The 25,550-nt window shown below is 67.1% G+C and carries 22 protein-coding genes and 2 tRNA genes; 9 read left to right on the top strand and 15 right to left on the bottom strand.

The features are described 5' to 3' along the window. The first annotated feature begins 35 nt into the window (after positions 1-35). A complete protein-coding gene (locus ASC79_RS02350) occupies positions 36-272 on the top strand; it encodes a sulfurtransferase TusA family protein (RefSeq protein ID WP_056019115.1) in 237 nt (78 codons plus the stop codon). Here ASC79_RS02350 and ASC79_RS02345 read toward each other — a convergent pair. After that, entirely contained in the window at positions 244-1,230 is a 987-nt protein-coding gene (locus ASC79_RS02345; protein WP_327082815.1) for a YihY/virulence factor BrkB family protein, read from the bottom strand. The two genes, ASC79_RS02350 and ASC79_RS02345, sit on opposite strands and share 29 nt — an antisense overlap. A 276-nt stretch (positions 1,231-1,506) precedes the next feature. Between ASC79_RS02345 and ASC79_RS02340 the strand changes: the two genes are divergently transcribed. Then, on the top strand, positions 1,507-2,586 hold the full coding sequence (locus tag ASC79_RS02340; RefSeq protein WP_082531897.1) for a substrate-binding domain-containing protein: 1,080 nt from the start codon (positions 1,507-1,509) through the stop codon (positions 2,584-2,586). Between the two features lie 61 nt (positions 2,587-2,647). On the opposite strand, the gene ASC79_RS02335 is transcribed toward ASC79_RS02340, so the two are convergent. Together ASC79_RS02335 and ASC79_RS02330 are read right to left on the bottom strand one after the other, a co-directional pair. Continuing rightward, positions 2,648-3,781 (bottom strand): CaiB/BaiF CoA-transferase family protein, encoded by a 1,134-nt coding sequence (locus ASC79_RS02335; RefSeq protein WP_056019111.1) that lies wholly within the window; start codon positions 3,779-3,781, stop codon positions 2,648-2,650. A 63-nt stretch (positions 3,782-3,844) separates the two neighbouring features. Continuing rightward, a complete protein-coding gene (locus ASC79_RS02330; RefSeq protein ID WP_056019104.1) occupies positions 3,845-4,621 on the bottom strand; it encodes an SDR family NAD(P)-dependent oxidoreductase in 777 nt (258 codons plus the stop codon). A 134-nt stretch (positions 4,622-4,755) separates the two neighbouring features. Here ASC79_RS02330 and ASC79_RS02325 point away from each other — a divergent pair, with 134 nt between their 5' ends. Continuing rightward, positions 4,756-6,084, top strand: coding sequence for a diguanylate cyclase domain-containing protein (locus ASC79_RS02325; RefSeq protein ID WP_056019101.1), 1,329 nt, complete (start codon positions 4,756-4,758; stop codon positions 6,082-6,084). Between the two features lie 66 nt (positions 6,085-6,150). On the opposite strand, the gene mfd is transcribed toward ASC79_RS02325, so the two are convergent. From mfd to ASC79_RS02310, 3 genes are all read right to left on the bottom strand, one after another. Next, positions 6,151-9,639, bottom strand: a complete 3,489-nt coding sequence (mfd, locus tag ASC79_RS02320) for a transcription-repair coupling factor (RefSeq protein ID WP_056019098.1) — start codon at positions 9,637-9,639, stop codon at positions 6,151-6,153. After that, complete coding sequence (locus tag ASC79_RS02315; protein WP_056019095.1) at positions 9,629-9,919, bottom strand: succinate dehydrogenase assembly factor 2; 291 nt, start codon at positions 9,917-9,919, stop codon at positions 9,629-9,631. Before ASC79_RS02315 ends, mfd begins: the two co-directional genes overlap by 11 nt. Positions 9,920-9,982: 63 nt before the next feature. Then, entirely contained in the window at positions 9,983-10,582 is a 600-nt protein-coding gene (locus ASC79_RS02310; RefSeq protein WP_056019092.1) for a hypothetical protein, read from the bottom strand. A 76-nt stretch (positions 10,583-10,658) separates the two neighbouring features. On the opposite strand from ASC79_RS02310, the gene recG reads away from it, so the two are divergent. Next, positions 10,659-12,734, top strand: coding sequence for an ATP-dependent DNA helicase RecG (recG, locus tag ASC79_RS02305; protein WP_056020909.1), 2,076 nt, complete (start codon positions 10,659-10,661; stop codon positions 12,732-12,734). On the opposite strand, the gene ASC79_RS02300 is transcribed toward recG, so the two are convergent. The 5 genes from ASC79_RS02300 to kdsA are packed head-to-tail and all read right to left on the bottom strand — an operon-like array spanning position 12,731 to position 18,237. Then, complete coding sequence (locus tag ASC79_RS02300; RefSeq protein ID WP_056019089.1) at positions 12,731-13,726, bottom strand: NADP-dependent oxidoreductase; 996 nt, start codon at positions 13,724-13,726, stop codon at positions 12,731-12,733. The genes recG and ASC79_RS02300 overlap by 4 nt on opposite strands. 56 nt (positions 13,727-13,782) lie before the next feature. After that, on the bottom strand, positions 13,783-14,907 hold the full coding sequence (locus ASC79_RS02295) for a DUF3089 domain-containing protein (protein WP_056019087.1): 1,125 nt from the start codon (positions 14,905-14,907) through the stop codon (positions 13,783-13,785). Positions 14,908-14,919: 12 nt separating this feature from the next. Further along, positions 14,920-15,918: an ADP-glyceromanno-heptose 6-epimerase gene (gene rfaD / locus ASC79_RS02290; protein ID WP_056019083.1), complete on the bottom strand. Its 999-nt coding sequence runs from the start codon at positions 15,916-15,918 to the stop codon at positions 14,920-14,922. Then, positions 15,915-17,369 carry a D-glycero-beta-D-manno-heptose 1-phosphate adenylyltransferase gene (rfaE2, locus tag ASC79_RS02285; RefSeq protein ID WP_056019075.1) on the bottom strand — a complete coding sequence of 485 codons (1,455 nt, stop codon included), beginning with the start codon at positions 17,367-17,369 and terminating at the stop codon, positions 15,915-15,917. The genes rfaD and rfaE2 overlap by 4 nt, the downstream gene beginning before the upstream one ends. 16 nt (positions 17,370-17,385) lie before the next feature. After that, positions 17,386-18,237 carry a 3-deoxy-8-phosphooctulonate synthase gene (kdsA, locus tag ASC79_RS02280; protein ID WP_056019072.1) on the bottom strand — a complete coding sequence of 284 codons (852 nt, stop codon included), beginning with the start codon at positions 18,235-18,237 and terminating at the stop codon, positions 17,386-17,388. Positions 18,238-18,565: 328 nt separating this feature from the next. Here kdsA and ASC79_RS02275 point away from each other — a divergent pair, with 328 nt between their 5' ends. Genes ASC79_RS02275 through sseA form a run of 3 tightly spaced genes read left to right on the top strand, consistent with a single transcriptional unit; the run spans position 18,566 to position 21,564 of the window. After that, positions 18,566-19,681 (top strand): class I SAM-dependent methyltransferase, encoded by a 1,116-nt coding sequence (locus ASC79_RS02275; RefSeq protein ID WP_369817286.1) that lies wholly within the window; start codon positions 18,566-18,568, stop codon positions 19,679-19,681. A 42-nt stretch (positions 19,682-19,723) separates the two neighbouring features. Further along, positions 19,724-20,722, top strand: coding sequence for a cysteine synthase A (locus ASC79_RS02270; RefSeq protein ID WP_056019066.1), 999 nt, complete (start codon positions 19,724-19,726; stop codon positions 20,720-20,722). A gap of 2 nt (positions 20,723-20,724) precedes the next feature. Then, positions 20,725-21,564 (top strand): 3-mercaptopyruvate sulfurtransferase, encoded by an 840-nt coding sequence (gene sseA / locus ASC79_RS02265; protein WP_162244245.1) that lies wholly within the window; start codon positions 20,725-20,727, stop codon positions 21,562-21,564. On the opposite strand, the gene ASC79_RS02260 is transcribed toward sseA, so the two are convergent. Further along, positions 21,561-22,625, bottom strand: coding sequence for an amino acid ABC transporter substrate-binding protein (locus ASC79_RS02260; RefSeq protein ID WP_235528715.1), 1,065 nt, complete (start codon positions 22,623-22,625; stop codon positions 21,561-21,563). The two genes, sseA and ASC79_RS02260, sit on opposite strands and share 4 nt — an antisense overlap. Before the next feature lie 100 nt (positions 22,626-22,725). Between ASC79_RS02260 and metC the strand changes: the two genes are divergently transcribed. Continuing rightward, positions 22,726-23,922, top strand: coding sequence for a cystathionine beta-lyase (gene metC, locus ASC79_RS02255; RefSeq protein ID WP_056019060.1), 1,197 nt, complete (start codon positions 22,726-22,728; stop codon positions 23,920-23,922). Between the two features lie 119 nt (positions 23,923-24,041). Beyond that, on the top strand, positions 24,042-25,022 hold the full coding sequence (locus ASC79_RS02250; RefSeq protein ID WP_056019057.1) for an SDR family oxidoreductase: 981 nt from the start codon (positions 24,042-24,044) through the stop codon (positions 25,020-25,022). 19 nt (positions 25,023-25,041) lie between these two features. Here ASC79_RS02250 and ASC79_RS02245 read toward each other — a convergent pair. The 3 genes from ASC79_RS02245 to ASC79_RS02235 all read right to left on the bottom strand — a co-directional run bounded on the left by ASC79_RS02245 (position 25,042) and on the right by ASC79_RS02235 (position 25,542). Beyond that, positions 25,042-25,118: transfer RNA gene (locus ASC79_RS02245), tRNA-Arg, on the bottom strand. Between the two features lie 11 nt (positions 25,119-25,129). Beyond that, complete coding sequence (locus ASC79_RS02240; protein WP_056019054.1) at positions 25,130-25,435, bottom strand: ETC complex I subunit; 306 nt, start codon at positions 25,433-25,435, stop codon at positions 25,130-25,132. 30 nt (positions 25,436-25,465) lie between these two features. Then, positions 25,466-25,542: transfer RNA gene (locus tag ASC79_RS02235), tRNA-Pro, on the bottom strand. Positions 25,543-25,550 lie beyond the last annotated feature (8 nt).

Genomic DNA, 25,550 nt, shown 5'->3' with positions numbered 1-25,550 from the left:
GGGTTCATGGCTTTCTGCCTGTATGGCCCCACAAGATGTTTACCGCCGAGATCACCGTGGACGCCCGCGGACATCGTTGCCCGGTGCCGACGCTGCGCCTGCGGCGCGCGCTGGAGGATGCGCCGCCAGGCGCCCGGGTACGCCTGCTCGCAGACGACCCGCTGGCGCGGATCGACGTTCCGCACTTCGCGGCCGGCGCCGGCTTTCAGGTGCTTGAGAGCGGCGCCGATGGCGACGGCGCACTTAGTTTTCTGATCGAGAAGCCTGCCTAGCTGGATCGGTGCGCAGATCAAGCAGCGCGGCCACCCGTCGCTGCGCGACAGCAATCTCGATCTCGGTGGCGAACGCCCCGCCGAAGAAGACGGCGTTCACGCTCCACGACAGCCAGATGAGGAACACCACCACGGCCGCCACCGAGCCATAGGTGGCGCCAAGGTGTGCGACCTGTTCGACATAGAAAGCGCTGGCCCAGGAGACGCACATGCAGAGCGTCGCCGCCGACAGCCCACCGAGGATCGACGGCATCCAGGCGACGGGCCGGCTCGACATGGCGAAACGGTAGATCAGGCTCATGGCGATGGTCAGGCCAAAGCTCACCCACGTCCACTCGCTGTAGAGCCAGGACACTCCTGCCAGCGGCTTCAGGCCGAACGCAGCCGCCACGAAGCGGAAGTAGAAAAAGACGACCGAGAAGAAGGCCAGCATCGCGAAGGCGGCGATGAGCACGAACAGCGCCAGCAGGTTAAAGCTCAGGAACCCGCGTGGCGCTTCCTCGTCGTGAATGAACGAGAGCCCCGCAAGCAGAGCCTTGAAGCCGCGATGCGCCGCATATCCGCCGACAACCAGCGCCACGCCGCTTTGCGCCGACACCGCCTGGAGCGGCGTGCTCACCAGCCGTTCGAGCTCGTCTTCGAACAGGTGCTGGGCGCCTGAGGGCATGAGCCGGGCTAGCGCTTCGGCCTGATGCGCCACCCCATTCGGATCGGCCAGCAGACTGTAGAGCCCGATTGCGATCGCCAGCGCCGGAAACACCGCCAGCATGATGAAGAACGAAACCCCGCCCGTGTAGAGCATCACGTCGCGCCCCCACAGCCGGCGCAGGGCGCGCCCCATGATCAGCAGCGCCAGGCGCAGCCAATGGGACGGGTCCCAATCGACCTCGCGCAGATCCAGGATTCGTTGCCGCAGCGACATGGCGCGGAAGGTGCTGAAGCTCGCCCGCTCGCGCAAGCGATGATCGGACCGCCTACGCCAAACGGCGCGTCGGCCCTTGCTGGGGGACCGACGCGCCGCCGATGGGCGTGTCATGCCATCGGGCCAGCCGCCGTATCGAGGGACGGGAGTGACGGCGACTGACCGTGGCCAAGCATGGCCGCGGGCGGCTGAACCCCGGCTGAACGCGGTTCGTAGAACCCGTTCAGCTCGCGCGCGTTCGTCACTCAACCTTCACAGAACCGTCAAACAACAATGTTAGCGCCTCTGCCGTCACCGGAGCGGAGCCAGATCATGAAGACTTTCGCCTATCTCGCCGTCGCCGCCGTCGCGCTCAGCGCGTGCGGTCAACAAGCCCCCAAGGGCGGAGCCGAAAAGGCCGCCGGTCCGAGCGCCAGCGGGCGTGACCAAGTGTGGGCCGCGGGCTCCTCGACGGTCTTCCCGTTCGCGACCCGCGTCGCCGAGAACGTAGCCAAGACCACGGGCGGACGTCCGGCCAAGGTCGAAAGCCTGGGCACCGGCGGCGGCTTCAAGCTGTTCTGCAGCGGCACCGGCGCGGCCTATCCGGACATCGCCAACGCCTCGCGCCCGATCAAGAAGTCGGAGTTCGAGCAATGCGCGGCCAACGGCGTGACCGACATCGTCGAAATTCAGATCGGCTATGACGGCATCGTGATCGCCAACGCCAAGAGCGGCCCGACCTACAACTTCAAGATCGATCAAGTGTACCGCGGCCTGGCCGCTGAGCTTCCGTCGGGCGACGGCTTTGCGAAGAACACCTCGAAGTCCTGGAAGGACGTCGACGCCAGCCTGCCGGCCCAGGCGATCCTGGTTTACGGCCCGCCGCCCACCTCCGGCACCCGCGACGCCTTTGTCGAACTCGGCCTGGAAAAGGGCGCCCGCAAGATCCCGGCGCTCGAAGCCCTGCGCGAGAAGGACGAAGACGCATTCAAGGCCCGGGCCCATACGATCCGCACCGATGGCGCGTGGGTCGACGCCGGCGAGAACGACAACGCCATCGTCCAGACCTTGACGAAGACGCCCAACGCCATCGGCGTGTTCGGCTACTCGTTCCTCGAAAACAACATGGACACCGTGAAGGCCGCGACCGTCGACGGCATCGCGCCAACCTTCGAGACCATCTCGAACGGCACCTACCCGGTGTCGCGTTCGCTCTACATCTACGTGAAGAAGGCCAACATCGGCGTGATCCCGGGTCTGCGCGAGTACGTCAACGCGTTCGTCTCGGACGGCGCGAGCGGCAAGGGCGGCTATCTGCAACAGCGTGGTCTGATCCCGCTGGGCGCCGAAGCCCACGCCGCCCAGAAGACCTCGGTGGCTGAACTGAAGACGATCAGCGCCCCGGAAAAATAAGCCGCGCTCCCCCGCGGCGGAGCGAGAGGCCCCGAAGCGGTGAACGCTTCGGGGCCTTTTTCTACCCGGCCAGTGCTCCGGACGCCTTCAGGCCGTCGATCTCGGCGGCGGAGAAGCCCCAGTCTCCCAGCGCCTCCCGATCATGCGCTCCAATCGCCGGCGGCGGCCCCTGAACCGCGCCGGGCGTCACCGAGAAACGCGGCGCCGGGGCCGGCTGCACGACGCCGCCAAGTTCGAGGAAGGTCTCACGGGCGACGTTGTGCGGATGCTTGGGCGCTTCATCCAGGTCGAGCACGGGCGCGAAGCAGACGTCCGTCGCATCCATGATTTCGCACCACTCCGCCTGGCTTTTCTGGGCGATGACGTGGGCGAGCTTCTCGCGAAGATCGTTCCAGGCGCCACGGTCCATCTGAGCGGCGAAGGCCGGGTCGTTGATGCCGGTCTTCTCCAACAGCAGCGCATAGAACTGCGGCTCGATCGAGCCGATCGAAATCCACTTGCCGTCCGCGCATTGGTAGGTGTCGTAGAAATGCGCGCCGCCATCGAGCAGGTTTGCGCGCCGCTCTTCCTTCCACATGCCGCTGGCCTTGAAGCCGTAGAACATCGACATCAGCGAAGCCGCACCGTCGCTCATGGCGCAGTCGATGACCTGGCCCTGCCCGGTCTGCCGCGCATTCAGGACGCCAGCCAGCAGGCCGAAGGCTAGATAGAGGGCCCCGCCCCCGAAATCGCCGACCAGGTTCAGCGGCGGCACCGGCTTGTCGTTAGTCCCGATGGCGTGCAGCGCGCCGGTGATGGCGATGTAGTTCATGTCGTGCCCGGCCGCATTGGCGTACGGCCCGAACTGACCCCAACCGGTCATGCGCCCGTAGACCAGCTTCGGATTGCGCTTCAGCGCCACGTCAGGCCCAAGGCCCAGGCGCTCCATGACGCCCGGACGGAAGCCTTCGAAGATGGCGTCAGCGCCTTCCATGAGCTTCAGGCAAGTCTCGATGGCCGACGGGTTCTTCAGGTCCAGGCCGATCGAGCGACGCCCGCGGCTGGTGATGTCGGCCGGCGAGGCGCGGCCCTGCCCTTTGCGGTCGATCCGCACAACGTCGGCGCCTAGGTCCGACAGGAGCATGCCGCAGAATGGACCCGGGCCGATACCGGCGAACTCGACGACCTTCAGCCCTGAAAGCGGTCCCTGACCCATACTTCGTCTCCCTGTCTCTTTCCGCAGAACCTACGGGCTATGACGCTCCGTCAGCCAATGGCTTCAGCCGCCGCCGGGCAGCGATTGGCCATCGTCGATGGTGATGACGGTTCCGGTGATCGCCCGCGCCGCGGGACCGCAAAGCATCAACAGCGAGGCGTCGAGATCCTCGGCCTCCATCAAGCGGCGGCGCGGGAAGCCCTTCATCTGCTTCTGCCCACCTTCGGTGTGGAACCAGTCCGCGTTGATGTCGGTCTCGATGTAGCCTGGGCAGATGGCGTTTACGGCCACGCCCTTGCGGGCCCATTCGCGGGCGAGGCTGCGGGTGAGCATGGCGACCGACGCCTTCGAAGCGCAGTAGGCCGAGAGCCCGGGCAGAACCGTATGGGAGGCGATCGAGGCGATATTGACGACGCGCGCCTCGCCGCGTTCGGCTACGCCGGATGCGATCATCCGCTTGGCCGCCTGTTGAGCGGCGAAGAACACCCCACGCACATTGACGTCGAAGGTGCGGTCCCAATCCTCGATGGACAGGTCCAGGGCCAGCCCCTCGCCGCCGACGCCGGCATTGTTGACCAGGATCGAGATCGGGCCGAGCGAGGCCTCGACCTCATCGAACGCCGGCCCAATGGCGGCCGCATCCGCCACGTCGAGCTTCAGCGCCATCGCCCGCCCGCCCTCGCCCGCGATCCCGCCGGCATGAGCTTCGACGAGATCAAGGCGCCGCGCGGTAAGCGCCACCGAGGCTCCCGCTCGCGCCAGAACCTTTGCGAAATGGGCGCCAAGACCGCCCGACGCGCCGGTGATCACGGCCACCTGGCCCTTCAGCGTCTGTTCCATCCCGTCTCTCCTCCACAGGCTTGCGACTCGGCGTCGCTGTGTCATCGGCCTTGCGGCTGTATAGTCGCTGTGCTCGTCGATTCCCGCCCAGCCTGGGCAAGGATCTCTTGAGCGAGAGGCCAGGGTTTAAGCGAATGACGGCGGGCGTCCAGGCGCGAGTCTTGATCGTTGCAAGGGACGACGCACTAGCTGGGCCGTTGGCCGAGGGCTTGGATCGTCTCGGCTGGCGTACGGTGACTGCGCGCGGTCCCTACGCCGCAGCGGCGGCGCTTGCCGACCTCAATGTCGAAGCCGCGATCGTCGATCTCGCCAGCGGGGGCCATGAGGCCCTGACCATGTCGCGGCGGCTGAAGGCCGCCTGTGCGCCGCGTCGGCTGCCGGTCATCGCCATCGGCGATCCGGGTCCCGAGCTCGACACCTACGACTTCGACCTGACGCTGGCCGCCCCGGTGCATCCAGCCCAGGTGGTGATGCGGCTGGAGACGCTGGTGCGGACCGCCGTGGCCGAGGAAGAGTTCGAGCTGCGGCTGGAGACCTTCGCCGACCGCGGGCGTCGTCTCGACATGCCCGAGCCCGACGGCTCGCCCTATCACGTGCTGGCGATCGGCGAACCTGCGCCCCAGTTCCTGGCGCTGGCTAACGCCTTGACCCGTTCAGGCGCCGAAGTGGTCGGCGCGTTCACCGCCTATACCGCCTTCGACTACCTGCATGAGCGCCCGTTCGACGCGGTGGTGCTGTGGGCCGGCGACACCAGCCAGGAAGCGCTGTCGATCGCCGCGGGCATGCGGCGCAACACGCGCCTCTACCACACGCCGGCGCTGCTCTACATGCGCCAGGAAAGCTATGTGACGATGTCGGAGGCCTACCATCGGGGCGTCTCCGATGTCGCCTCGCCGGAGACGCCCGAGACCGAGACCGCGCGTCGGGTCCTGGAGCTGGCCCGCAGCTATCGCCGCCAGACGGCGATCCGCCGTGCGCTCGAAATGGCCCGGACCTCGGGCCTGATGGATGCCGCGACAGGCCTGTTCACCCGCGACCTGTTCGCACGCCATGTCGGCCGACTGGCGCAGGCTTCGCGCGCCCGAAGCCGGCAGTTGTCGGTCTGCGTTCTGAAGGTCGCCGAGCGCACCGACGTGTCGGCCGCCCGGGCCGGTGGCTGGCTTGACCGCGCTATTCCGCAGATCGGCTCGATGATCGGCCGCCTGGTGCGTGTCGAGGACACGGCGGCACGGCTGGGACAGGAAGTGTTCGCCCTGGCCCTTCCGGCGACGGGCAAGGCCGCCGCCCGCGCCGCCGGGGAGCGCATCGCCGCTGTGATCGGCTGCACGGCCTTCGAGGCCGGAGATGGCCAGCCGCCGTTCGTCGTCGACTTCGACATCGGCGTTGCCGAGGTCACGTCGCCCGAGACTGTCGGCAAGGCGCTTGAGGAAGCCGCGGCGCGGGCTCATCAAAAGGCCAGCTGATACGGCCCGGCGACGGTCGTCCTGATCCCGTCGACAGCATAATGCCGCGCCTACACCGCCAGTAGCTCAGCCGGCTAGCTTCGCCAGTTCGCTCAGGATCCCCTCGGCGGCCGCAAGCCTTTGCTCGGGGGTCTCCCACTCGCCCTTCACCACGACCTTGTGGTCGGGGCGGATTTTCCAGGCGACCTGGTTCTTCTGGACGAAGCCGACCAGGCCCATGGGGTTCTTGAACTCGTCACCCCGGAAGGTGACGACGGCGCCCTTCGGCCCGACGTCGATCTTGGCGACATTGGCTTCGCGGCAGAGGCCCTTGATCGCCACGACCTTGAGGAGCTGTCCGGCTTCCGGCGGCAGCGGCCCGAACCGGTCGATCATCTCGGCCGCCAGCGCTTCGCGGTCGCCCGCCTTCTCGGCGTCCGACAGGCGGCGATAGAGCGACAGGCGCACATTGAGGTCCGGCACGTATTCGTCGGGGATCAGCACGGCCGCGCCGGTGTTGATCTGCGGCGACCAACCACGGTCCGTCGCCAGGCCCTTGCCCGCCAGTTCCTTGAGTTCGTTGACCGCGTCTTCCAGCATCTGCTGGTAAAGCTCGACCCCGATCTCGCGAATGTGGCCCGACTGCTCCTCGCCCAACAGATTGCCGCCACCGCGCTGGTCGAGGTCATGGCTGGCCAGCTGGAAGCCGGCCCCAAGGCTGTCTAGGGACTGCAGCACCTTCAGGCGGCGTTCGGCCGACAGCGTGATCTGCTTCTCCGCCGGGGTCGTCAGGTACGCATAGGCTCGCGCCTTTGCCCGACCGACCCGGCCGCGCAGCTGATACATCTGGGACAGACCGAACATGTCGGCGCGGTGCAGGACCATCGTGTTGGCGGTCGGGATATCGAGGCCGCTCTCGACGATGGTGGTCGACAGCAGCACGTCATACTGACCCTCGTAGAAGGCGCTCATGACCTCCTCGAGCTGGGTCGGCGCCATCTGGCCGTGCCAGACGACGAACTTCACTTCCGGCACCTGTTCGCGCAGGAACCGCTGGAGGTCCGGCAGATCGCTGATGCGCGGCGCCACATAGTAGGCCTGACCGCCGCGATACTTCTCGCGCAGCAGGGCCTCGCGGATGACGACGGGATCGAACGGCGTGATGTAGGTCCGCACCGCCAGTCGGTCGACCGGCGGGGTCGCGATGATCGACATCTCGCGGATGCCCGAGAGCGACATCTGCAGGGTCCGCGGGATGGGGGTCGCGGTCAGGGTCAGCATGTGCACATCGGCGCGAAGCTCCTTGAGCTTCTCCTTGTGCTTGACCCCGAAGTGCTGCTCCTCGTCGACGATCACCAGGCCAAGGTTCTTGAAGCTGACCTGCTTGGACAGCACCGCATGGGTGCCGACAATGATCTCGACTTCGCCATTGGCCAGTTCGGTGCGGGTCTCGCTGGCTTCCTTGGCCGGGACCAGCCGCGACAGCCGGCGGACCTTCACCGGCCAGCCCTGGAAACGCTCTGAGAAGGTCTTGAAGTGCTGGCGCGCCAGCAGCGTCGTCGGGGCGACCACGGCGACCTGCTGGCCGCTCATGGCGACCACGAAGGCGGCCCGCAGCGCGACCTCGGTCTTGCCGAAGCCCACGTCGCCGCAGATCAGGCGATCCATCGGCTTGCCGGCGCCCAGATCCTCCAGCACGTCGCCGATGGCGTTGAGCTGGTCCTCTGTCTCCTCGTAGGGGAAGCGCGCGCAGAACTCGTCGAAGACACCGTGCGGCGGCGTGATCGCATCGGTGTCCTTAGTGGCCCGCTCGGCCGCGATGCGAATGAGGCCGATGGCCATCTCCCGCAGGCGTTCCTTGGCCTTGGCCTTGCGCGCCTGCCAGGCCGCGCCGCCGAGGCGATCGAGTTGCACGCCCTCCCCGTCGCTGCCGTAACGGGTCAGCAGGTCGATGTTCTCGACCGGCAGGTAGAGCTTGGCCTCGCCGCCGTATTGCAGTTCCAGGCAGTCGTGCGGCGCACCCGCGACATCGAGGGTCTTAAGGCCCTCGTAGCGGCCGATGCCGTGATCGATATGGACCACCAGGTCGCCCGGCGTCAGCGACGACGCCTCGGCCAGGAAGTTCGCGGCCCTGCGACGCCGACGCGGGCGCGCCAGGCGGTCGCCGAGGATGTCGGTCTCGGAGATGACCGCCAGCTTGTCGGTCTCGAAGCCCGACTCCAGCGGGAGCACCACGCGCTGGAAGATCTTCGGATCGGCGGCGCGGGCCGCATCCCAGTACGGGGCCAGCGTAATGTTCTTCAGGCCGTGATCGGCCAGCATCGCCCCGAGGCGATCGGAGGAGCCGTCGGACCAGGAGGCGAAAAGGACGCGCTTGCCCTCCCCGACAAGACGGCGAGCGTGGTCGGCGGTGGCCTCGAAGAGGTTCACCGAATCCTGTTGGCGCTCGGCGGTGAAGGCCCGACCAAGGCGCGCGCCCATGTCGATGACAGTATCGCCCTCTACCTCCTGGAAGGCGGAGAATCGCCGCGTCGGGCGCACGGCGAGACGCTCGCGATACTCGTCGGCGTCCATATAGAGCTGGGTCGGCGCAAGCGGCCGGTAGTGCACTTTCCGGTCGGCCTGGGCGCGAGCGTCGTACGCGTCCTCGATCATGGCCAGGCGCTCGTCGCGGGCCGCGTCAGCCAGGTGGTCCAGGGCGATCAGGGTGTCGGCGGGCAGATAGTCCAGCAGGGTCGCCATGTCCGGATAGAACAGCGGCAGCCAGTGCTCCATGCCCGCGCGACGGCCGCCCTCGCTGACCGTGTCGTACAGCGGGTCGCCGCCGGGCGCCCCGAACGCTTCGACATAGCCGCGGCGGAAGCGCGAGATCGCCTCCTTGTCCAGCAACGCCTCGCTGACCGGCAGGAGCGAGATGTCCTTCAACTGCCGGGTCGACCTCTGGGTCTCGGGATCGAAGCCGCGGATCGATTCCAGCGTGTCGCCGAACAGATCCAGACGCACCGGCTCCTCGGCGTTCGGCGGGAAGACGTCGATGACGCCGCCCCGGATGGCGAACTCGCCACGCTCCGAGACGGTCGAGGCCCGCTGATAGCCGTTGATGGCGAAGTAGCGCTCGAGATCGGCGATCTCGACCACATTGCCGACCGTCGCGGCATAGGCTGCACCTTCGACCGCCGATTTCGGCGGGACGCGCTGGATCAGGGCCGGAACCGTCGTGACCAGCAACGCCGGTTTCTTGGCGTCGAAGCCCTTGGCCAGCCGCGCCAGAGCGGTCATCCGCTCAGCCGCAGCGCCCGCCGAGGGCCCGATGCGGTCGTACGGCAGGCAGTCCCACGACGGGAAGCGAACGACTTCCACATTCGAGGCGAAGAACGAGAATGCGTCGATGAAGGCCGACAGCCGCGAAGCGTCCCGCGCAACGAAGACCGACAGCCCGCCGCGCGACTTGACCACGTCGGCCATCACCAGGGCGTCGAAGCCCTCAGGAGCGCCGACGAGGTCGAGCCGACCCGGGTCCTGGGCGATGCGCCGCGTCTCCGCCGCCGTCGGCGCGCGGAATCCGTCAGCCGCCATGCGGTCCCCCGCGTGCCTCGAAAGCTTCGAAGCGGAAGGTCTTGATCATGCCCATGATTTCGTCGTCGAACTCAGGCGGAGTTGGGGTCCGCTCGACGATCCACTCGTAGATGTCCTGATCGGCCTGCTCCATCAACGCCTCGAAGGCGTCGAGCTGCTCGGGCGTCAGCGTGTGGGCGAACTTGTCCGCGAACGGCCCCAGAATGAGGTCCGCTTCCCGGAAGCCCCGGTGCCAGGCCCGGAACTTCAAACGCTTCAGTCGTGTGTCATCGGTGCTCATGGGAGAGCGGCCGATATAGGCCGCTGCGCCCACTCACGCCAGTCCGCGTTCGCCGAAAACGTTTCAGCCCCAGTCGCCGCCGCGCCAGGTGAAGGCCACGTCCTTGAACGGCGTGTCTCCGACCTGTAGCGCGCCGCTGGCGACGGTGACGCCATCCTTGCCCTTGCTGCCTTTTGACTTCTTCAGGGCGGCTGGGTCGATCTTGGCGTCCAGCCTGACCTCGCCAAGCTTGGGATGCGAGCCCACGAGCCGGATGCGGTCGTCGGTGACGGCATAGGCGGTCGGCAGCACCTTCAGCTTGACCGAATAGACCACGTTGCCGAGCGCGTTCTTCCGGGCCGGGCTGGTGATGTCGACGAACTCAAGCATGACCGGGGCGTAGGTCTTGGTCCGCTGGCCGGTCTCCCAATCGTTGAAGCCCATCTGTCCGGCCACATGAAGGTTGTCGAGGCGGTAGTCGCCGATCTTCACCTCATTGGCAGGCAGATAATAGCCGAACTGGGCGTCGCCCTTGGGACGCGTCAGGCCGGTGAAGGTCGGATCGACGGGAACGGCCGGCTCTGCGACCGGAGCCTTCGCCTGTTCGGCGGCGGCCTGCTCGGCGCCTGGGCTGCAGCCCGCGAGCAAGGCGACGCCAGCCGCCGCCAGAAGCGCGTTACGCATATGATTTCCCCCCTGGGTTTTGCCGAACTTCATCATGGGCGCCGCGACCTGTCCATGGTCGCGCTATGTTCCCGGCATGCGGCCCGAGATTCTCTTCCCGCTCTACGCCCCCATCGACTCTCTGAAGGGCGTAGGAGCACGCGTTGCCCCCCTGCTGGAGAAACTGGCGGGGCCGATCGTGCGCGACGTCGCGTTCCTGAAGCCGCACTCCGTCATCCGAAGGGATCACGCGACGGTCGCCACCGCGATCGAAGGCGCGGTGCAGATCTTCGAGGTGCAGATCGACGCTTACAAGCGGCCGCGCAGCCCCCAGCAGCCCTGGCGGGTGGAGACCTACGACGGGACCGGCGTCCTGAGCCTCGTGTTCTTCGGCAGCTTCGGCGGCCAGCTGGAGGCCAAGCACCCGTTGGGTTCCAAGCGGCTGGTCAGCGGCAAGGTGGAACGGTTCGGCCTCAACCTGCAGATCGCTCACCCGGACTATATCGTGCCGGTTGACCGCGCCGAGGACATTCCAGTCTTCGAAGCCGTCTACCCGGCGACCGCCGGACTGCCGGCCCGCACCGTGCGCAAGTTTGCGACGGAGGCGCTGGGACGTATGCCGGACCTGCCGGAATGGCAGGACCCAGCCTGGCTGGCCCGCGAGCGTTTCCCGACCTGGCGTGAGGCGATGGAGCTCCTGCACGCGCCGCAGTCCGAGATGGATCTTGCGCCGCAGACGCCGCACGCGCGCCGGCTCGCCTATGACGAACTCCTGGCCCATCAGCTGGCCATGGCCCAGCGCAAGGCCGATCGCCGTGCAGCCCCGGCCGCCAGCATCGCCGCATCGGATCTGGCCGAGAAGGTGCGCGCCGACCTCCCCTACACGCTCACCGGCGCGCAGGAGCGGGCCTTGGCCGACATCCGGCGCGACCTGGCCGCCGGCGAGCGGATGAGCCGCCTGATCCAGGGCGACGTCGGCTCCGGCAAGACCGTGGTCGCCATGCTCGCCACGGCCGATGTCGCGGCTTCCGGCGGGCAAAGCGCCCTGATGGCGCCGACGGAAATTCTCGCACGGCAACACTTCGAGACGCTGTCGGGCCCGCTGTCCGAGCATGGCGTCGCCGCAGTGCTGCTCACGGGCCGCGACAAGGGCCTCGGACGGGCGGAGAAACTGCGCGCCCTCGCCTCAGGCGCCGTCCAGGTGGCTGTCGGCACCCACGCCTTGTTCCAGGACGACGTCGCCTTCCAGAACCTACAGCTTGCGGTGGTCGACGAGCAGCACCGGTTCGGCGTAGCCGAGCGCCAGCGCCTGCAGGCCAAGGGCGAGGCGGTGCACCTGATCGCGATGTCGGCGACGCCGATTCCGCGCACGCTCGAACTGACGGTCTATGGCGACCTGGATGTCTCGCGGATCGACGAGAAGCCGCCGGGCCGGACGCCCGTGGCGACCCGAGCCGTGCCGATGAACCGTCTGCCCGAGGTCGAGGCTCGCCTGAGGGACGTCATCGCGCAGGGCGCGCAGGCGTTCTGGATCTGCCCGCTGGTCTCGGAGTCCGAGCTGATCGATCTCAAGGCGGCCGAAAAGCGCGCCGAGGAGCTTCGTCAGCGCATCGGACCAGGCGTCGGGCTGGTTCACGGCAAGATGTCGGGGCCGGAGAAGGACGCCGTCATGGCCGACTTCGCCGATGGCAAGATCAGCCTCTTGGTCGCCACGACGGTCGTCGAGGTCGGCGTGAACGTGCCCAACGCCACCATCATGGTCATCGAGCAGGCGGAACGCTTCGGCTTGGCGCAGCTCCATCAGCTGCGCGGGCGGGTCGGGCGCGGCTCGCGCGAGAGCGCCTGCGTACTCCTGTACGACCCGCCACTCTCGGAGACGGCGCAGAAGCGGCTCGACATCCTGCGGCGGACCGATGACGGCTTCCAGATCGCCGAGACCGACCTCGAGCTGCGCGGGGGCGGCGACGCGCTTGGCCTGCGCCAGTCCGGCTTCCCGGCCTATGTCTTCGCCGATCCCATCGCCCATCGCGACCTGATTGCAGCGGCAGGGGACGACGCCCGCATGATTACGGACCGCGACCCGGATCTGGTGTCGCCGCGCGGGCAGGCCCTGCGCGTGCTTCAGGAATTGTTCGACTGGCGGCCGGCCTCGCCGCTGAAGAACGCCGGCTAGCTGACTTTCACCATCCGCTTGCCGCGGTTCTCGCCGGCCAGCAGCCCGACCAGGGCCGCCGGCGTGTTCTCCAGCCCCTCAATGACGTCCTCCTGGACCTTGAGAGCGCCGCTCGCGACCCACGCCTGAAGCTCGCCCAGGGCGATGTCCTGACGGTCGTAGAAGTCGGAAACGATGAAGCCGCGCACGTTGAGCCGCTTGGTGACGATAAGCCCCGGAACCCCGCGCGGCCCATGCGTAGGCGCCGCGCCATCGTACTGCGAGACCGCTCCGCAGCAGGCGATACGGCCGAAGTTATTCATGTTGAAGAGCGCGGCTTCGAAGATATCGCCGCCCACATTGTCGAAATAGATGTCGACGCCGTCTGGACAGGCCGCCCGCAGGGCCCGGCGGACATCGCCCGCCTTGTAATCGATCGCCGCGTCGAACCCGAGCTCGTCGACCAGCCAGGCGCACTTCTCGGCGCCGCCGGCGATGCCGACCACCTTGCAGCCCTTGATCTTGGCCAACTGGCCGACGATCGAACCGACTGAACCGGCGGCGGCTGACACGACGACCGTCTCGCCCGCCTGCGGCCGTCCGCACTCCATCAAGCCGAAATAGGCCGTGAAGCCGGCCACGCCGTAGACGCTGATCAGGTGGGTCAGCGGCTCGAGGTCGGGCAGCGGCGAGAGCCCCTTGCCGGGCACCGCCGCATAGTCCTGCCACCCCGTGTCGGCGAACACCAGGTCTCCGGTTTTGAGACCCGCGGCCTTGCTCTCGACCACCTCGGCCACCGCTCCGCCGGCCATGACGTCGCCAGCAGCCAGCGCCGAGCGATACGTCGCGCCCTGCATCCAGGCCCGGTTGGCGGCATCGAGAGAGATGTAACGTGTGCGTACGAGCACCTCGCCGTCGCCCGCTACCGGGATGGCCGCGGTCTGCAGGCGGAAGTGTTCAGGCGTCAGCTTGCCTTGCGGGATCTGCTCAAGAACGATCTGGCGGTTGTCCATCTGACGGTCCCCTGCGCTGCGCCGGCCGTCACGATGGTCCTTTGGTGCGCCGTCGGTCAATTCACCGCAGTGGAAGGTTGACCGGTCAGGGTGGAGACCCGTGCGGATGCATCGGCCTCCAGGTCGGCGAAGAACGGGTTGTAGCCAGGCGCCCGCCGACGCTCGGTCCAGGATCCTGAGGGTTTCAGCGAAGGCGACTTGGGCCGTGTGACCCGAAGGACCCCGTTTTCGCACTGCGCGCCCACCTGCCGCGCCAGGAACGCCGGACGTGCGCCCCACTCCAGGCCGGTGGCGTTGGTGGCGCCCAGGTTGAGCCGCGCAGGCGCCTCTGCGTCCACGACGGCTCCAAACAGGGGATTGAAACAGACCGGCGTGCGACCGGCGAGATTGACGAGTTGTCCGGCGTCACCCCAGACCAGGGAGCGATCGAGCAGCGCCTGGGCGCGCTCCGGCTCGCCGTCATAGACCGAAATCCACGCGGCCAGACATCCAGTCTGTTTCGGCGCCATGCAGGGCGGCAATGGCGGCCGGTCGGAAGGGACGGCCGTCTGAATCAGGTAGGCCGCGGCGATGCGGGACCGCAGAGCGGGGTTCGGCGCGATCTCTTCGGCGATCAGGCGGCTGGCGAGGGTGCCGCCCTGCTCCACCCCCACGATCACGAACGGCCGATCGAAGTTGTAGTGAGCCACATAGTAGCGAAACGCCGCGGCCACATCGCCGTAGGCGAACCGACGCGCCTCCTTGGCGTCATCTCGCAGGGTCATCAGCGTGTAGAGGCTGGCCTGCCGATAGCGCGGAGCGAAGATTCGGCCGACCCGGACGAACGGGCCGGCGTAGTTCGGCGCCATCACCTCCCGGAACAGTCGGTCGGCTCTGGGGTCGTCTATCGGCGCGTTCCAGTGCCGGCCGCCGTCGAACGTGGTCGGCCCAACGAAGAAGACGTCGGCCGGCGGCTCGTCAGCCGTGGGGGTCTCGGGGGCCTTGGGCATCAGCGCCCAGGCGGCGCGCTCGGCATAATCGGGGGCCGGCGGCGGGTCATAGGTCTGGAAGGGCTCTTTGGGATCAAGCCGCGTGCGCAGGATATCGTCGCGCCAGACATAGGCGGCGGCCGTCAGCACCAGAGCGACCAGCACGATCGCGGCGGTCACCAGTCGCCGAAAACCCTTCGGACGGTCGGCCATGCTCCCCTTAGCCTAGCGGTAGGGATCTGGCTGGGACAGATAGCGCTTCACGTAGTCCGTCACGCCGTCCTCCAGACTGGTCATCGGCTGATTGTAGCCGGCGGCCTGCAGGCGTTCCATGTCGGCCTGGGTGAAGTACTGGTACTTGTCCCGGATCGCCGGCGGCATCGGTGTGTATTCGATCTCCGGTTCGCGTCCCGCCGCCGTGAAGACGGCGCGCGCGAGATCCTCGAAGGTCCGGGCCTTGCCCGAACCGAGGTTGTAGACGCCGTTGACCTGCTCGTTCTTGGCCAGCCAGCCCACAACATCGGCGACGTCGCGGACATAGACGAAGTCGCGGGTCTGGCCGCCGTCCGGTACGCCTTCTCGATAGGACTTGAAGAGCTGAACGGAGTGACCGTCCCGGACCTTTGGCCAGATCTGCGAGGCCACCGACTTCATCGAGTGCTTATGCTCTTCGTTCGGCCCGTAGACGTTGAAGAACTTCAGGCCCACCCATTGAGGCGGAGCATAGTCGCGGGCCGCCTGCCGGGCTGCGAAGAGGTCGAACAGCGCCTTCGACCAGCCATAGGTGTTCAGCGGCCTCAGGGCCGCCAGCGACTCCAGGTCGTCGTGGTCGCGGAAGTCGACGGAGTCACCGTAGGTCGCGGCCGACGACGCATAGACGAACCGACGCTGGTGATCGGCGCACCAACGGAACAGGTCCCTCGACAGAGTGAAGTTCGAGTGGATGATCTTGTCGGCGTCCGGCTCGGTCGTCGATGACACCGCGCCCATGTGCACGACCAGCTCGATGTCGCGCCAGCGCTTCTCCAGCCACTCGAACATCGCCTCAGGCGCCACGAAGTCACCGATCGGGTGCTTGGCTATGTTCCGCCACTTGCCCAACTCGGCTTCGCGCAGCCGGTCGCAAACCACGACGTCCAGGCCCGGATCCTCGGCAAGCTTTGCCACGATGTTGGAGCCGATGAAGCCGGCTCCGCCGGTGACGAAGATGATGCGACGGCTCATGCCTTCTCCTGCATCCGGGCGATGGCTGCGGTCGTGGAATATCCATCCACGAGCTGGGCCAACCGGACCTCGCCCCCATATGACTTCACAAAGTCCCCCCCGACCACCTCGCTCTCGGCGTAATCGGCGCCTTTGATCAGCACGTCGGGCCGGGCGGCCTCGATCAGCTCGATCGGCGTGTCCTCGTCGAACGGCGCGACAAGATCGACAGAGCCCAATCCCGCCAGAACCATGGCGCGGCTCTCCAGGTCGTTCACCGGGCGTCCCTCGCCTTTCAGCTCACGCACGGAACGGTCGGAATTGACCCCCACGATCAGGCGATCGCACCAGGCGCGGGCCTGCGTGAGGTAGGCGACATGGCCGCGGTGCAGAATGTCGAAGCAGCCGTTGGTGAAGCCGACCTTCAGGCCCTTGGCGCGCCAACGAGCAATCTCGTCCGCCATTCGCTGCGGCGTGGCGATCTTGGCCTCGGCCGGGGCCATGTGCGCCGTGATCGAGGCCTCGATCATTTCTTCCGGGGTCACGACGGCCGTGCCCGCCTTGCCGACCGCGACGCCCGAGGCGAGCATCGCAAATTCGATGGCGTCCGCCACGTCGACCTTGGCGGCCAAGGCCACGCCCAGCGCGGCCAGGGTTGTGTCGCCGGCCCCAGACGCGTCGAACACCTCGCGCGGGACGCCCGGGAAATGCCTGACCGCCTCGCCGCGTACGGCCAGCGAAATACCCTTCGCCGCCCGGGTGACGAGGATCGCCTTGGCCTCGCAGAGCGTCAGGGCGTGACCGAGCGCCGCCTCTATCTCGCCGTCTGTCTGGGTGGGCAGGTCGGTCGCGTGGGCCAGCTCAGCGGCGTTCGGCTTGACGATGTCCACCGCCCCGTATCGCGCGAACGACCGGGCCTTGGAATCGACGATCATCAGCGCGCCCGACGCACGACATGCCTCGATCACCGCCGCGGTGACGACGCCCTTGCCGTAGTCGGACAGCAGGATGACTCCCGCCCCATTGGCGACGTCGCGAACAGTGCGGACGAGCCGCTGTTCGACATCGCCCGCGGCCGGCCCGCTGGTCTCCATATCGACCCGCAGCAGTTGCTGGCCGCCTGACACGAAGCGGGTCTTCAGGGTGGTGGGCCGCGCTGCGTCGGTGACGACGAAGCCCTCGACACCCTCCTCCGCCTTGATCAGGCGCAGCGCTTCCACGCCTTCAGGGTCGCCGCCGATCATCCCGACCAGGCAGACTTCACCGCCCAGCGCCGCCGCATTGCGCGCCACATTGCCCGCAGCGCCCAGCATGACCAGTTCACGCTTGCGGGCGAGCACCGGGATCGGGGCTTCGGGCGAGACGCGTGTCACGTCGCCATAGACGAACCGGTCCACCATGAGGTCGCCGACGCAAACAATGCGGGCGCCCGACAGGGCCGAGAGGATTTTCTGAAGGGCCGCAAGGTCCATGGATCAGAGCCTAATCCTATTGGCGGACGGCCGCATGGACCGCCTTCAGAGTCGACAGCAGGCCTTTGGCGTCGGAGAGCGGCAGGCAGCTCGGGCCATCGCACAGCGCCTTGTCCGGATCGTGGTGGAACTCGAGGAAGACGCCGTCAGCGCCCGCCGCAACCGCCGACTTGGCGAGAATGGGCACGCCTGCGCGACGCCCGCCGGTCGAGGCCCCGTTGGACTTCGGGTTGGCGCCTGGAAGCTGGACGGCGTGGGTGGCGTCGATGGTCACCGGCGCGCCAAGCTCTTTCATCTCCTGGATGCCGAGCATGTCCACGATGAGGTTGTTGTAGCCGAACGAGACCCCGCGCTCGCACAGGATCGTCATGTCCACCTCGACCGCTTCCTTGATCTTGTCGAGAATGTTGCGGCAGTCCCAGGGCGCCAGGAACTGGCCCTTCTTCACATGCAGCAGCCCGCCGGCCTTCTTGGTCGCTCGGGCGGTCGCCACGACGAGATCGGTCTGGCGGCACAGGAAGGCCGGGATCTGAACCAGGTCGGCCACCTCGGCGACCGGCTCGGCCTGGTCGACCTCGTGCAGATCCGTGCAGATCGGAACGTCGAACTCGGCCTTGATCTGCTTCAGGACCTCCAGGCCCTGCTCCAGCCCCGGACCGCGATAGCTGCGGATCGACGAGCGGTTGGCTTTGTCGAAGCTGGCCTTGAAGACGTAGGGAAGGCCCAGATCCGCACAAATTTCCTTGAGGTGGCGCGCCGCGTCGCGCGCCAGTTCCAGGTCTTCCAGGACATTGAGCCCCGCGATCACAACCAGCGGCTGGCCGTCGCCGATCGAGAGATTCCAGCGATTAAGCGTCAGTGCGGTCATGATAATCTCGGATTTGGGTCATCGCGCGGCGTGTCGCGCCTGGGCCTAAGTGGCGCGCGTGCGCCCGCTTCACAAGCGCGAAAACGTGAACCTTGAGCATCCGGCGGCGTGTGGCCTGCGTACTGGAGTTGATTCTCTTCAATCCCAAATGCAGTGTGACAAGCGTGAAAAATCGAGGGTTGCGACCATGAGCTTGGCGCATGAACCATCGCTGGCGGCCCTGGCTGCTTCACCACGGGCCTTCGGCAAGCTTCCGGCATTGGCCGGATCGCCTGCCGCATTCCGCTTTGCAGCCCGATTACTCGCTCTCAACTGGCGGGCCGGCTCGTTGACCTTTGTCACCCCTTCCGGCGGCGAATTGCGGATCAAGGGGGGCGATCCGGGCGTCGATGGACGCATCGTCATTCACGACTTCAGGTTCATGCGCCGCGTGTTGGCCGCCGGCGACATCGGCTTCGCCGAGGGGTACATGGCCGGCGAGTGGGACACCCCCGACCTGTCGGCGGTGCTCTGCGCGGTCAGCATGAACTTCGATCGCCTCGCCCGGTTCTTCCTCGGCAATCCGCTGGTGCGTGCGGTGAACTTCATCGGACACAACCTGCACGCCAACACCCGCAAAGGATCGCGCAAGAACATCCACGCGCACTACGACCTTGGGAACGCTTTCTATTCCCAATGGCTGGACCGGACGATGACCTACTCTTCGGCGCGCTATGAACGACCGCGCCAACCGCTGGAAGAAGCTCAGACCAACAAGTACCGCTCTCTGGCGCAAGGCATGGAGCTGGGGCCAAATCACTCGGTGCTGGAAATCGGCTGCGGCTGGGGCGGGTTCGCCGAGTTCGCGGCCAAGGAGGTCGGCGCCAAGGTGACCGGCATAACGATCTCCCAGGAACAGTTCGACTTCGCCAAGAAACGCATCTTCGAACAGGGGCTGACCGAGCGCGCGGAGATCCGCATGATCGACTATCGCGATGTCCAAGGGAGCTTCGACCGCGTGGCGTCGATCGAGATGTTCGAGGCGGTCGGCGAGCGCTACTGGCCGACCTACTTCAGCAAGATTCAACAGGTGCTGGCGCCCGGCGGGCGGGCGGGACTGCAGATCATCACCATCCGCGACGAGATCTTCGACGCGTACCGTCGGCGGGCCGACTTCATCCAGAAGTACATCTTCCCGGGCGGCATGCTGCCATCCGAGGCCAGGCTGAAGAGCGAGACGACGCAGGCAGGCCTGAACTGGACGGGCATCACCCGCTTTGGCCACGACTACGCCGACACCCTGGACGAGTGGGGCAAGCGCTTTGAAGGCGCCTGGGACGGGATCGCGGCCCTGGGCTTCGACGAGCGGTTCAGCAAGCTCTGGCGCTTCTATCTCAGCTATTGCGAAGCCGGCTTCCGCACCGAACGGACCAATGTGGTGCAGCTGAGTCTCTCGAAGGCCTGATCCCCCTGTTCCTCGACCGCGACGAGCCTTAAGTAGACGGCCATGACCGTCGCTAGCAGCGTCCTCGACGCCATTGGAAACACTCCGCTGATCCGCCTTCGCCGCGCGAGCGAGGCGACCGGATGCGAAATTCTCGGCAAGGCCGAGTTCATGAACCCCGGAGCGTCCGTGAAGGACCGCGCCGCGCTGTACATTGTGCGCGACGCCGAGCGGCGCGGCCTGCTGCGGCCCGGCGGGCGCATCGTCGAGGGCACGGCCGGCAACACGGGCATCGGCCTGGCCATGGTCGGCGCAGCCAGCGGCTACCGGACGACGATCGTCATTCCGCGCACCCAGAGCCAGGAGAAGAAGGACGCCATCCGCCTGCTCGGCGCCGAGTTGGTCGAGGTTGACGCCGTCCCCTACTCCAACCCCGACAACTATGTCCGCTACTCGGGGCGCCTGGCCGAGGAACTGAACGCCAAGGAGCCGGCCGGCGCGATCTGGGCCAACCAGTTCGACAATGTCGCCAACCGTCAGGCGCACGTCGAAACGACCGCGCCGGAAATCTGGGCGCAGACCGACGGCAAGGTCGATGGCTTCATCTGCGCCGTCGGCTCCGGCGGCACGCTGGCCGGGGTCGCTGAGGGGCTCCGGGCCCGCAATCCGAACATTAAGATCGGCCTGGCCGACCCGCACGGCGCAGCGCTTTACTCCTGGTACGCCGATGGGGAACTGAAGTCGGACGGGACCTCGATCAGCGAGGGCATCGGCCAGGGTCGGATCACCGCCAACCTGGAGGGGCTGAGCGTCGACCATCCCTACCGCATCGACGACGTCGAGATGCTGAACGTGATCTTCGACATGGTCGAGCACGAGGGCCTGGTGATGGGGGGCTCGACCGGCATCAACGTCGCCGGCGCCATCCGGATGGCCAAGGATCTGGGCCCCGGCCACACCATCGTGACCATCCTGTGCGACCAGGGCTCGCGCTATCAGAGCAAGATCTTCAATCCGGCGTTCCTCAAGGAGCGCGGCTTCCCGATTCCGCGTTGGCTCTAGCCATGGACCCCGTCGTCTCCACGGGCTGGCTGGCCGAGCGGCTCGGAACGCCCAGCCTCCGCGTCGTTGACGGCAGCTGGCACATGCCGGCGGAAGCCCGCAACGGCCGCGAGGAGCACCTGCAGGTTCACATTCCCGGCGCGGTCTTCTTCGACATCGACGCCATCGCCGACCAGACGACCGACCTTCCGCACATGCTGCCCACGCCGGAAGCGTTCGCGAAGGCCGCCGGCGCCCTGGGCCTCTCGCGCGACGCCGACATTGTCGTCTACGACGTGCACGGCATCCGGTCGGCCGCGCGCGTCTGGTGGACGTTGCGAGCCATGGGGTACGACAAGGTCCACGTCCTCGACGGCGGGTTGCGCAAGTGGCTGGCCGAGGGCCGTCCTGTCGAGTCGGGCGCGGTCACCCCCACGACGGTTGAGGTGGCGCCGAAATTCGATCCGGGCCTGGTGCGCGCCGCCGACGACGTTCGCCAGATCCTGGCCTCGGGCGCCGCCCGGATGGTCGATGCGCGCTCGGCGGCCCGGTTCACCGGCGAGGCTCCCGAGCCACGGGCAGGACTGCAGTCGGGCCACATGCCGGGCGCGGCCAACGTGCCCTGGGAAAAGGTCATCGCCGACGACGGCACGCTGCGTCCGCCGGCCGAGCTGACGGCGGTGTTCGAGGCCGGCGGAATCGATCTGGCCGCCCCCATCGTCACGACTTGCGGCTCGGGCGTCACCGCATCGGTTCTGGCCTTGGCCCTGGCTCGCCTGGGCCTTGAGCGCACCGCAGTCTACGACGGCTCCTGGACCGAATGGGGCGGCCTTGCAGACGCCCCGGTCGTCACCGGCCCTTAGCGCGCAGGAGGCGCATAAAGCAGGCCCGGCGCAGCCGCGTTCCAAAGGGCGTTATGCCCGCGCTCGAGCTTGAGCGCCGATTGAGCGCCGACATTGCGCGCGAAAATCTCGTCATAGGCCCCGACCTGAACGATCGCCTGGTAGGCGAAATCGGGTTTCAGGCCCATCAGCAGACCGAAGTCGCCTTCCGCGCCCAACAGTCGACGAACCCTCGGATCGACGGAGCTCTTCGCCAGCTCCTCCGCAGTCTTCGAACTGACCCCAAGCTCTTCGGCCAGGATCAAGGTGTAGACCGTCCAGCGCACGATGTCCGTCCATGCCGGATCGTCCTGGCGCACGGCCGGCGCCAGCGGTTCCTTCGAGATGACCGTCGGCAGAATCACATGGGCGTTGGGGCTGTTCATCACAGAGCGAGCCGAGGCCAGCGCCGACACGTCACCGGTGAACGCGTCGCATCCTTCGGCTTGGTACAGCGCCCTCGCCTCCGCCTCGGTCTTGGTGACGACCGGCGTGTACTTCAGCGCCCGGGTTCGGAAGTAGTCCTCGACATTCGCCTCGCTGGCCGTGCCTTGCTGCACGCAGATCCGCGCGCCATTCAGTTCGTCCGCGCTTGTCAGGTTGAGCGCCTTCGGCGCCAGGAATCCCTGCCCGTCGAAGTAGGTGATCGCCGTGAAGTCCACCCCCTCCCCGACGTCGCGCGAAAGGGTCCAGGACGTATTGCGCGACAGGACGTCGATCTTGCCGCTACGCAGGGCCGCGAACCGGTCGCCGGCGTCCACCGGCGTGAATCGAACCGCCTTGGCGTCGCCCAGAGTGGCGGCCGCGACCGCCCGGCAGATGTCGACATCGAAGCCGCGCCAGGCGCCGCGATCGTCGGCGAACGCGAAGCCGGGCAACGCCGGATTGACCCCGCAGGACACCCACCCCCTGGCCTTCACCGCCGCCAGCGTCGGGCTGGCCTTGGGCTTGAAGTCGCCGGTCGGCGCCGGCGCGGTCGCCTTGGCTACGGGTTCGGGCGGCGGAGCTGCTTCTTCCTTCCCGCAGGCGGCCAGCAGCAGCACTGCAGCGATGCAGCTCGGGGCTATCGTAGAAATACTGAGCCGGGAGATTGGCCGCGCTCCTTGATTGCAAAGCTGGGGAGGCTCTAAGTGCCACGCGATCATGGCTCAAGTTCGCTCCACCCCGTCAACCCGCGTCACCCAAGAAACCCGCCTCATCCGCGCGGGCGTAAAAGGGGGCGATATGGTGAAGACCGTCGGCCCGCCCATCCAGAAGGGTTCAACGGTGCTGTTGCCCAATGCGGCGGCGCTCTACGACGATGACGCGTTCCTCACCTATGGTCGCGCGGGCCTGGCCGCGCACGACGCGCTGAAATGCGCCCTGGCCGAGATGGAGGGCGCGCAAGGCGTTTGCCTCTATCCCTCAGGCCTCGCCGCGGTGACCGGCGCCGTGCTGGCCGTGCTCAAGACCGGCGACGAGGTGCTCGCCGCCGACAACATCTACAAGCCCAGCCGGCGCTTCTGCGACAACGTCCTCAAACGCTACGGCGTGGACGTCCGGTACTTCGATCCCCGGCTGTCGCCGGACGCGTTGATCGCCCTTGCAGGGGAACGCACGCGGCTGATCATGATGGAGTCGCCCGGCTCCCTCACCTTCGAGATGATGGACCTCGCCGCCGTGGCCAAGCTGGCCCGGGCGCGCGGCATCCTTACCCTCGCTGACAACACCTGGGGCGCCGGCTACCTCTTCAAGCCGCTCGATCATGGCGTCGACATCAGCGTCCAGGCCTTGACCAAGTATGTCGGCGGCCACTCGGACGTGTTCATGGGCTCGGCCGCGACACGTGACCCTGCATTACTCCGCCAGCTCGAAGACGGCGTCCACAACCTCGGCTGGGCGGTAGCGGCGGAGGACGCCTACCAGATGCTGCGCGGCCTGCGCACGCTTCCGGCCCGCTTGAAGGCCCAGGGCGACGCGGCTCTGGGGATCGCTGCGTGGCTTGGGAAGCAGCCGGAAGTCGCAGAGGTCATTCATCCGGCGCTCCCAGGTTCGCCCGACCACGCGCTGTGGACCCGTGACTACACGGGCGCCTGCGGCCTGTTTGGCTTCGTGCTCAAGGCGGGCCCGCCGGCCGCCGCTGACGCCTTCCTCGATGCGCTTGAGTTGTTCGGCCTGGGTTTCTCCTGGGGCGGCTTTGAAAGCCTGGCGATCGTCAGCGACCCGCAGCTGGGCAAGCGCAAGTTCGCGTCTTCCTATGAAGGCCCGCTGATGCGCCTGCATATCGGCCTGGAGACGCAAGAGGACCTGGTCGCGGACTTGCGCCGCGGCCTGGACGCCTACGCCGCAGCGCTCCGCTAGGCCGCGCCACTCGGCTGACGGAAAGAGCGGCCCGGCGACGCTGGGCGGTTAGATCAACCCTTGCCTTAGGAACCCTCCCACGGCCGGACGCTTCCCTTTCGGCAACCAGGAGACCGAGCATGCCGATCGAGCGCAACGAACGCGCGGGCGAGACGACCGCTCGCGAGCATCGCAGCATCCAGACTCAGGCGGAACAGGCCGAAACGCGATCCTTCCAGCCCAAGTCGGAGGAAGCCATGCAGGCCGGCGCCAGGGAGTATCCGGTTCCTCCGTTCCCAAAGCAGCATCAAGCCAAGCCCGGCGAGGAATCCCGCCTCGACCCAGCGCCGCTCTACGACGCGCCCTACTACAAGGGATCCGGGAAGCTGAAAGACAAGGTGGCGCTGATCACCGGCGCGGACTCTGGAATTGGCCGCGCCGTCGCGGTGTTATTCGCCCGCGAGGGCGCAGACATCGCGATCGGCTATCTGTCGGAGGACGCCGACGCCGAGGAGACCCTGGCCGCCGTCGAGAAGGAGGGGCGCCGGGGCGTTCTGGTGCCCGGCGACGTCGCTGATCCCGCCTATGCGGAGGCCGCGGTGCGCAGGACGGTGGAAGACCTCGGGCGACTGGATGTCCTTGTGAACAATGCCGCGTTCCAAGAGCACGTCTCCGACCTCGACAATCTGAGCGAGGAGCAATTCGACCGGACCTTGAAGACCAACCTCTATGGCTACTTTCACCTCGCCAAGGCGGCCGTGCCGCACATGACGCCCGGCTCAGCAATCATAATGACCGGCTCGGTGACCGGGATCGACGGCAGTCGAGAGCTACTGGACTACTCGATGACCAAGGGCGGCATCCACGCCTTCGCCAGGTCTCTGGCCGCCCACCTGATGCCCAAGGGCATCCGGGTCAATGCCATCGCACCGGGGCCGGTCTGGACGCCGCTCAACCCCGCCGACCGCAAAGCCGAGGACGTCAGCCAATTTGGCGCTCAATCAAAGATGAAACGGCCAGCTCAGCCCGAGGAAATCGCCCCGGCCTACGTCTTCCTGGCCTCGCCCCAGTGCTCCAGCTACATCACCGGCGAGATCCTTCCGATCATCGGCGGCTACTGACCGGAGGAAAGCGGCGGCTTGGCGCGCCCAGCAGGACTCGAACCTGCAACCGTCCGCTTAGAAGGCGGATGCTCTATCCGGTTGAGCTATGGGCGCTCGGCAGGCCGCTAGTGCGTCCAGGACTGCTTGCGACTGTAGGCGAAGTTGTCGGCGTAAGCCTTCAGGATCCGCTTGGGGGCCTTCGGCTCGGTGATCTGGAACGGGATGCCGTGCGCCTGCGCGTAGGCGACCGCCTCGTCGCTGGTCTCGAAGGACAGGCGGATCTGGCCGTTCATGTCGCTGGTCAGCGTCCAGCCCATCAGCGGGTCTGAGCGGCGGGCCGAGGCCGGTTCGAACTCCAGCACCCAATCCTTGGTCTTGGCCCTGCCAGATTGCATGGCGTTCTTGGCCGGACGGTAGATGCGCGCGAGCATGCGGACCCTCAATCAATATTTAGCCGGCGCTGGTCGGGGCGAGAGGATTCGAACCTCCGACCCCCTGGTCCCAAACCAGGTGCGCTACCAGACTGCGCTACACCCCGAAGAGCGC

The sequence above is a fragment of the Phenylobacterium sp. Root1290 genome, from assembly GCF_001425305.1.
Classification (GTDB): domain Bacteria; phylum Pseudomonadota; class Alphaproteobacteria; order Caulobacterales; family Caulobacteraceae; genus Phenylobacterium.
Note: the sequence above shows the minus strand (reverse complement) of the source record. Positions and strands in the feature narration are given on the sequence as shown.

What these genes read in the sequence shown, in the direction of transcription:
- ASC79_RS02350 (WP_056019115.1), top strand. Translation starts at nt 36, where the DNA reads ATGTTTACCGCCGAGATCACCGTGGACGCCCGCGGACATCGTTGCCCG.
- ASC79_RS02340 (WP_082531897.1), top strand. Translation starts at nt 1,507, where the DNA reads ATGAAGACTTTCGCCTATCTCGCCGTCGCCGCCGTCGCGCTCAGCGCG.
- ASC79_RS02335 (WP_056019111.1), bottom strand. Translation starts at nt 3,781, where the DNA reads ATGGGTCAGGGACCGCTTTCAGGGCTGAAGGTCGTCGAGTTCGCCGGT.
- ASC79_RS02330 (WP_056019104.1), bottom strand. Translation starts at nt 4,621, where the DNA reads ATGGAACAGACGCTGAAGGGCCAGGTGGCCGTGATCACCGGCGCGTCG.
- ASC79_RS02325 (WP_056019101.1), top strand. Translation starts at nt 4,756, where the DNA reads ATGACGGCGGGCGTCCAGGCGCGAGTCTTGATCGTTGCAAGGGACGAC.
- mfd (WP_056019098.1), bottom strand. Translation starts at nt 9,639, where the DNA reads ATGGCGGCTGACGGATTCCGCGCGCCGACGGCGGCGGAGACGCGGCGC.
- ASC79_RS02315 (WP_056019095.1), bottom strand. Translation starts at nt 9,919, where the DNA reads ATGAGCACCGATGACACACGACTGAAGCGTTTGAAGTTCCGGGCCTGG.
- ASC79_RS02310 (WP_056019092.1), bottom strand. Translation starts at nt 10,582, where the DNA reads ATGCGTAACGCGCTTCTGGCGGCGGCTGGCGTCGCCTTGCTCGCGGGC.
- recG (WP_056020909.1), top strand. Translation starts at nt 10,659, where the DNA reads ATGCGGCCCGAGATTCTCTTCCCGCTCTACGCCCCCATCGACTCTCTG.
- ASC79_RS02300 (WP_056019089.1), bottom strand. Translation starts at nt 13,726, where the DNA reads ATGGACAACCGCCAGATCGTTCTTGAGCAGATCCCGCAAGGCAAGCTG.
- ASC79_RS02295 (WP_056019087.1), bottom strand. Translation starts at nt 14,907, where the DNA reads ATGGCCGACCGTCCGAAGGGTTTTCGGCGACTGGTGACCGCCGCGATC.
- rfaD (WP_056019083.1), bottom strand. Translation starts at nt 15,918, where the DNA reads ATGAGCCGTCGCATCATCTTCGTCACCGGCGGAGCCGGCTTCATCGGC.
- rfaE2 (WP_056019075.1), bottom strand. Translation starts at nt 17,369, where the DNA reads ATGGACCTTGCGGCCCTTCAGAAAATCCTCTCGGCCCTGTCGGGCGCC.
- kdsA (WP_056019072.1), bottom strand. Translation starts at nt 18,237, where the DNA reads ATGACCGCACTGACGCTTAATCGCTGGAATCTCTCGATCGGCGACGGC.
- ASC79_RS02270 (WP_056019066.1), top strand. Translation starts at nt 19,724, where the DNA reads ATGACCGTCGCTAGCAGCGTCCTCGACGCCATTGGAAACACTCCGCTG.
- sseA (WP_162244245.1), top strand. Translation starts at nt 20,725, where the DNA reads ATGGACCCCGTCGTCTCCACGGGCTGGCTGGCCGAGCGGCTCGGAACG.
- metC (WP_056019060.1), top strand. Translation starts at nt 22,726, where the DNA reads ATGGCTCAAGTTCGCTCCACCCCGTCAACCCGCGTCACCCAAGAAACC.
- ASC79_RS02250 (WP_056019057.1), top strand. Translation starts at nt 24,042, where the DNA reads ATGCCGATCGAGCGCAACGAACGCGCGGGCGAGACGACCGCTCGCGAG.
- ASC79_RS02240 (WP_056019054.1), bottom strand. Translation starts at nt 25,435, where the DNA reads ATGCTCGCGCGCATCTACCGTCCGGCCAAGAACGCCATGCAATCTGGC.